Origin of the sequence: Streptomyces griseorubiginosus, from assembly GCF_017614965.1 — a bacterium.
In the GTDB taxonomy this organism is placed as follows: domain Bacteria; phylum Actinomycetota; class Actinomycetes; order Streptomycetales; family Streptomycetaceae; genus Streptomyces; species Streptomyces griseorubiginosus_B.
In genome coordinates this window covers 1-6,047 of record NZ_WVUG01000428.1, presented here as the reverse complement: position 1 = coordinate 6,047, position 6,047 = coordinate 1, and the positions used below count along the sequence as shown (strand labels likewise).

5 protein-coding genes are annotated in these 6,047 nt (G+C 72.7%); 3 read left to right on the top strand and 2 right to left on the bottom strand.

Going from position 1 to position 6,047, the window contains the following annotated elements; genetic code table 11:
* Positions 1-448: 448 nt before the first annotated feature.
* On the bottom strand, positions 449-1,306 hold the full coding sequence (locus GRC12_RS40970; RefSeq protein ID WP_208785529.1) for a DUF4184 family protein: 858 nt from the start codon (positions 1,304-1,306) through the stop codon (positions 449-451).
* 244 nt (positions 1,307-1,550) lie between these two features.
* On the opposite strand from GRC12_RS40970, the gene GRC12_RS40965 reads away from it, so the two are divergent.
* The 3 genes from GRC12_RS40965 to GRC12_RS40955 all read left to right on the top strand — a co-directional run bounded on the left by GRC12_RS40965 (position 1,551) and on the right by GRC12_RS40955 (position 4,566).
* Entirely contained in the window at positions 1,551-3,284 is a 1,734-nt protein-coding gene (locus GRC12_RS40965; protein ID WP_208785528.1) for a lytic transglycosylase domain-containing protein, read from the top strand.
* 133 nt (positions 3,285-3,417) lie between these two features.
* Positions 3,418-3,552 (top strand): SPW_0924 family protein, encoded by a 135-nt coding sequence (locus tag GRC12_RS40960; RefSeq protein WP_107416174.1) that lies wholly within the window; start codon positions 3,418-3,420, stop codon positions 3,550-3,552.
* A 21-nt stretch (positions 3,553-3,573) separates the two neighbouring features.
* A complete protein-coding gene (locus tag GRC12_RS40955; RefSeq protein WP_208785527.1) occupies positions 3,574-4,566 on the top strand; it encodes a DUF3068 domain-containing protein in 993 nt (330 codons plus the stop codon).
* Here GRC12_RS40955 and GRC12_RS40950 read toward each other — a convergent pair.
* Positions 4,556-6,047 (bottom strand): ATP-dependent helicase C-terminal domain-containing protein (locus GRC12_RS40950; protein WP_280117590.1); only part of this gene is annotated, 1,492 nt, incomplete at its 5' end. The two genes, GRC12_RS40955 and GRC12_RS40950, sit on opposite strands and share 11 nt — an antisense overlap.

Genomic DNA, 6,047 nt, shown 5'->3' with positions numbered 1-6,047 from the left:
GCGGCACCGCCCGGGGGCCACGGGCCGGCCGGAGCGCCCCGCCCGACTTCACCGACCGGCCGGATGGCCCGATTCCGCGCCGAGCCACCCACCGCCGGGCCGGACGCCGGCTCGGTTCCGTGGGCGGTTGCGTGGCCGGGCGCCGGGCTGCCAGGCGGTCGGGCGGCCGGGCGGCGGGCGAGGCCCGGGCTGTGTCGATCGGGGCGGCACCGCCCGGGGGCCACGGGCCGGCCGGAGCGCCCCGCCCGACTTCACCGACCGGCCGGATGGCCCGATTCCGCGCCGAGCCACCCACCGCCGGGCCGGACGCCGGCTCGGTTCCGTGGGCGGCCGGGCTGCCGAGTGGCCGGGCTGCCGGGCGGTCTGGCGGCGGGCGAGGCCCGGATCGTGTCGGTCGGGGCGGCGCCGCCCGCTACGCCACCGGCCGACCGGAGCGCCGCTCGACCTCTCACCGGCCGGACGGACGGCTCCGCTCCACGCTGACGTGCTTCGGTTCGCCGGGTTCCGGGGACGGGCGCCAGACCCGCACCCCAGTGGCGTACAGCAGCAGGCCCGGGACCAGGCCCGCGCCCGCTCCGAAGCAGATCGCCGGGATCAGTTCCCAGGGCTTCGCCGTGGACCCCCAGTACGCCCACCAGCGTGCCGCCCGCTCCACCGCGCCGACCCCGGCGCACCCGCCGACGACCACGAGGGCCCACCACCGGTCCCGCGCCGACAGCACGGGAATCGCGGACGGGGCCGGGGTCGCGGGTGCCCGTCGCAGCGCTCGGACCAGCCATCCGGTGATCACCACCACGGCGAGCACGGAGGAGCCGTACTGGAGGTACCAGAACAGGGGAAAGCCCGCGACCACGTCGTTCAGCGAGGGGAACAGCCTTGTCCCGAACCGGTCGTGATGGGTGAACCCGTCCCACACGACATGCGTCAGCGCGCCCAGCGCCGCCGACCCGTACCACCGGGCCACCACCGACGGCCGTACCCGCGCGCGTGGCGCCCCGCAGCGCAGCAGCGCGGCCGGGCGCGGTTGCCGGGCCCGGGGCAGCAGCGCCACCAGAGGTTCGCGCACCAGCAGCCAGAGCCCCACCAACGCCCAGGCGATCAGCACGTCGACGGTGAGGACACCGGCCAGGGAATGGGTGACCGACCCGAACTCCATGCCACCGGAAACGACACTCGCCGCGAAGTAGGGCATGTCGGGCGCGAAGGAACCGGCCACGAGAACGGCCGGAACCAGTCGTCCCCGCCCGCTTCCGTCGGCGCGCACGGCGGGCAGAACCGCCGCCGCATGGCTCAGGGTGAACGGCAACGGGCCTCCTCGGCGGCGACGTTGATCGGAAGGGTCCAGTATGCGGGCTCCGTTCCGGTCAAACCCCACATGGCCAACTGGTGAAAACCGGGCACGAACGGGTGCACCTGGAAAGCAAGTTGTCGTAGGGTCGCCTGGGTCACAGCCCGGAGCGGGCAACCAGCACCGTGGGTCGCTCGTCACAACAGGGCGAGGACACAGACAAAAGACGGGCGCTCGGGCGTCCACGGGAGGGTTTCACTCTATGGCGGCGCAATTCGGCAGGCGGCTGGCCAAGGGTGCGGCGACCACGGCCGTGGCAGCGGTCGCGGTGGCGGCACTGTCCGCGTCCCAGGCTCCGGGGGTGCCGGTCGACGACCACGGCAGACAGACCGCCGCGGACGCGCAGCCGACCCCCGAAGCGACCGCCGACAGCGGCACCGCCACCGGAAACTCGCGGTACTACACGGACCTGCCGCCGCTCGACAGCCCCAACCCCAGCCCCAGCGCCTCGCCGAGCGCCGGCGGCACCCCGGTCGCGCAGGGCGAGGCGGAGGCCGGCATCCCGGCGACCGTCCTCGACGCCTACAAGAAGGCCGAGCAGGCACTGAAGGAGGCCAAGCCCGGCTGCAACCTGCCCTGGCAACTGCTCGCCGCCATCGGCAAGGTCGAGTCGGGCCAGGCCCGCGGCGGCGAGGTCACGGCCGACGGCACCACCATCACCCCGATCCTCGGCCCGCAGCTCGACGGCAACGGCTTCGCGCTGATCAAGGACACCGACGGCGGCAGGTACGACGGCAACAGCCAGTACGACCAGGCCGTCGGCCCCATGCAGTTCATCCCCTCGACCTGGGCATGGGCGGGCCGGGACGGCAACGGCGACGGGGTCAAGGACCCCAACAACGTCTACGACGCCGCCCTCGCCGCCGCGCACTACCTGTGCCGCAACGACTGGGACCTGTCCCAGCAGTCGAACCTCAACAGCGCGATCCTCAGCTACAACGGCTCGCAGGACTACCTGAACCTGGTCCTGTCGTGGCTGGAGTACTACCGCAAGGGCACCCACGAGATCCCGGACGGCACGGGCACGCTCCCGTCGCACAGCAGCGACGACAAGAACACGTCCGGCTCCAAGAACACGTCCGGCTCCAAGACCACGCCCTCCAAGCCGGGCAAGTCGACGCCGAGCACGACCCCCAGCACACCAGGCGGCAGTACCAGCCCCAGCAACCCGTCCACGCCGAGCGGCCCGTCGCCCACCCCCACCGACACGGTGGACCGGCTGGCGGACGCCGGCACCGCGAAGCTCACCGCGATGGCCGGGGACGCCTTCACCCAGAAGATCAGCACCAAGGCCGTGACCAAGGCCGGCAAGGCCGTCGCCAAGGTCCGCGTCCGCTTCACCATTGTCGGCACGACCGACTCCGCCTTCACCGGCGGCGAGAAGGTCGCCACGGTCGTCACCAACAACTCCGGCGTGGCCGTCGCACCCGCCCTCCAGGCGGGCGAGAAGACGGGCGACTTCACCGTCCGGGCCACCGTCGTGGGCCGCGCGGTCACCGGCGTCGACTACAAGGCGAGCGTCACCGAGCGCGTCGCGGACACCCTCGTCCGCACCAGCGACACCGCGCTGACCTGCACCCCGGGCGGGCAGTTCGCCGACCAGGTCGAGGTGAAGGCCACCTACAAGGGCGCCGTCGCCGACAAGGTCGGTGTCACCGCCACCCTCATCAAGTCGGTGCTCGACCCGACCGAGGACGACAAGGGCCCCTACTTCAAGGACGCCGACGGCAAGACCGTGCGCACCCTGACGGGCCTTCAGACGGATGCCAACGGTCTGCTGAAGCTGCCGCAGCTGTACTCCGACGACACCACCGGCACCTTCATCCTGCGCATCACCACCGCCGGCGGCGCGACGCTCAACGTCCAGCTGAACGTGGCCGCGGCCGACTCCTCGGCGAGCCCCTCGCCGAGCCCGTCCGCGAGCCCGAGCGCGTAGCCTTCGTACGACGACGGCGTCCCCTCGCGGAGGGGGCGCCGTCGTTGTGTGTGCAACGTGTTCTCATCTCGGCCACCCGTTGCTACGGTGCCGGACCTGACGATGTATCAGTTCCGTCCGTCGGGAGGCAGGCATGCGCGCCCTGATCGCCGCCGCGACCGGTCTCGCCGTCGCGTTCGCGCTGGTCCTCACGATCACCGCGATGGGGACGCCGACGGGAAAGACGTCCCCCAAACCGCTGCTGACGACGGTGCCCGCACACCCGTAGCCGTCCGCCCGGGAGGCCGAGATGCGCCGCAAGGCCAGTCTGGTCCTGCTCGCCTTCGCCGTGTTCTTCGCGGCCCTGTCCCCACTGCTGCGCTGGTACGCCTTCCCGCGCCTGGCCAAGATCCCGGCCAACCAGTACCAGGCCGTGGTACTGGAGGCGAGGAACGCGACACTGCTCGACTACGGCACCATGAAGGCGCGCACGGTCCCGAAGGTCACCATCGTGCAGACCCTCAAGGGCGATGTGGCGGCCGCCAGGCGGATCGACCGGACGGCAGGGCGGGACGTCGTGGTCTGGGACGGCCTGTCCTACGTACAGGGACCCGACGGCAAGATGGTCTCCCAGATCCCCGAGCGCTACATCTTCGACGCCCACAGCCAGGCCCCGGTCCACGCGAGTGGCGAGATGGTCGACGGCGACCCGGTGAAGCGGACCGGCATCGAGTTCAAGTTCCCGTTCCTGACGCAGAAACGGGACTACGAGTACTTCGACGCCCAGACCCGCACCACCAACCCCATCCACTACAAGGGCACCCAGGACTTCCGCGGCCTGAAGGTCTACTACTTCGAGCAGACCATCCCCTGGACCCAGGTGAGGTTCCCCAAGGTGATGCCGGTCAAGGGCATCACCCCCCAGTCCGTCGCCAAGACCGGCACCACCCGCTGGTACACCACGGTCCGCAGGTTCTGGGTCGAGCCGGTCACCGGCGCCCCCGTCTACGGCGAGGAGATCCACAAGGAGGAGCTGCGCGGCGGCACCCTGCTCGGCGGCCGCGACAAGGTGACCGCCTTCGCCGGGCACGTGAAGATGCGCGAGGACTACATCAGGCACACCGTCGCCCTGGTCAAGTCCAACCGCACCCTCGTCCTGCTGATGACGTCGTACCTGCCCTGGGGCTTCCTCGTCCTCGGCACCCTGCTGCTGGCGCTCGCCCTGTGGCTGGAGGCCCGCAGCCGCCGCCCGGGCGACCCGGAACCGGCCACGGAGCGGGCACCGGAACCGGTCAGCGCCTGAGGCGCGCGTTGGTGTGCCGGGTCGGCTCGGCGGACGCGGGATCCTCGGGCCACGGATGCTTCGGATACCGGCCGCGCAGCTCCGCACGCACTCCCTTGTAACCGTCCTTCCAGAAGGAGGCGAGGTCGGAGGTGACGGCGGCGGGCCGGCCGGCGGGGGAGAGCAGATGCACCAGCAACGGCACCCCCGCGATCGCCGGCGACTCGTGCAGCCCGAACATCTCCTGCAACTTCACGGCGAGCACGGGCCGTTCCGGGTCGGAGTAGTCGATCCGGATTCCGGACCCACTCGGTACGGTGATCCGCTCGGGCGCCAGCTCGTCCAGCCGCCCCGCCTCTCCCGAGGCCCAGGGCAGCAGACGGCCAAGCCCCTGGCCCGCGTCGATCCGGGCGAGGTCGGCCCGGCGCCGGGCCCGCCCCAACTCCGGCTCCAGCCACTCGTCCACGCGCGCGTGCAGCGCGTCGTCGGACACGTCGGGCCAGGGCCGCCCGAGGTGCAGGTGCAGAAAGGCGAGCCGTTGCCGCAGGACGACGGCGGCGGGCGACCACCGCACCAGGCCGAGCCCTTCCTGCCGCAGCCCTTCCACCAGCGCCTCTCGTACGAGGACGGGGTCGGCGTCCCTCAGCGGCCGCACCGCCAGCTCGATCGCCCCCAGCCGCTCGACGCGCCGGGCCACGACGTCCCCGTCGGCCCAGTGGACCTCCTCGGCCTCGGAGTACAGAGGAGCGGCGGCGCGCCGGGCCACGTCCTCGTCGATCACGGCGGCGAGCCGCACACGCGCGTGCCCCTTGCCGACGGGCCGATCGGCGACCGCGACGGCGATCCAGGGCGCGCCCCGCAGAGGACTGCCCTCGCCGAGCTCGGCCCGCGTCCCCGACGCCATCAGATACGACCCCCCGTCGGCCTTCGCGACCCGCTCGGGAAACGCGAGAGCGGCGACAGCACCGACGAGCGCGTCGGAGGCGTCGCCCGAAGGGGAGGGGGCGGCTTCGTCATCGGGCCGCGTCGGGTGGGTGAGGCCGGTCGTCAGGGTCCGCAGTCTGCGCGCCTGCGCACGCCACCTTCCGGCATACGCGTCGCCCCCGCGCCGAGCCGTTCGCAGCGCGGCCGCCAGATCGTCGCCGTACTCCCGTGGCGGCTCCTCCGAGAGCAGGGCCACCGTCTCGGCACCCTCGCCGGAGGTGTCCAGCGTCGCCCGCCCCAGACGTGGATGAACCCCCAGCCGGGCCAGCACCACGCCCCGCTCCGTGGCCCGACCGTCGGCGTCGACCGCACCGACCGCCGTCAGCACCCCCCGCGCCGCCGCCATCGCCCCGCCCGGCGGCGGATCCAGCAACGCCAGCCCGGACGCGTCCGGATCGCCCCAGCACGCCGCCTGGAGCGCGAAGGCCGTCAGATCTGCCACCTTGATCTCCGGCGCCGGGAAACGCGGCAGACGCGCGTCCTCCGCCTCCGTCCAGCACCGGTACACCGTCCCCGGC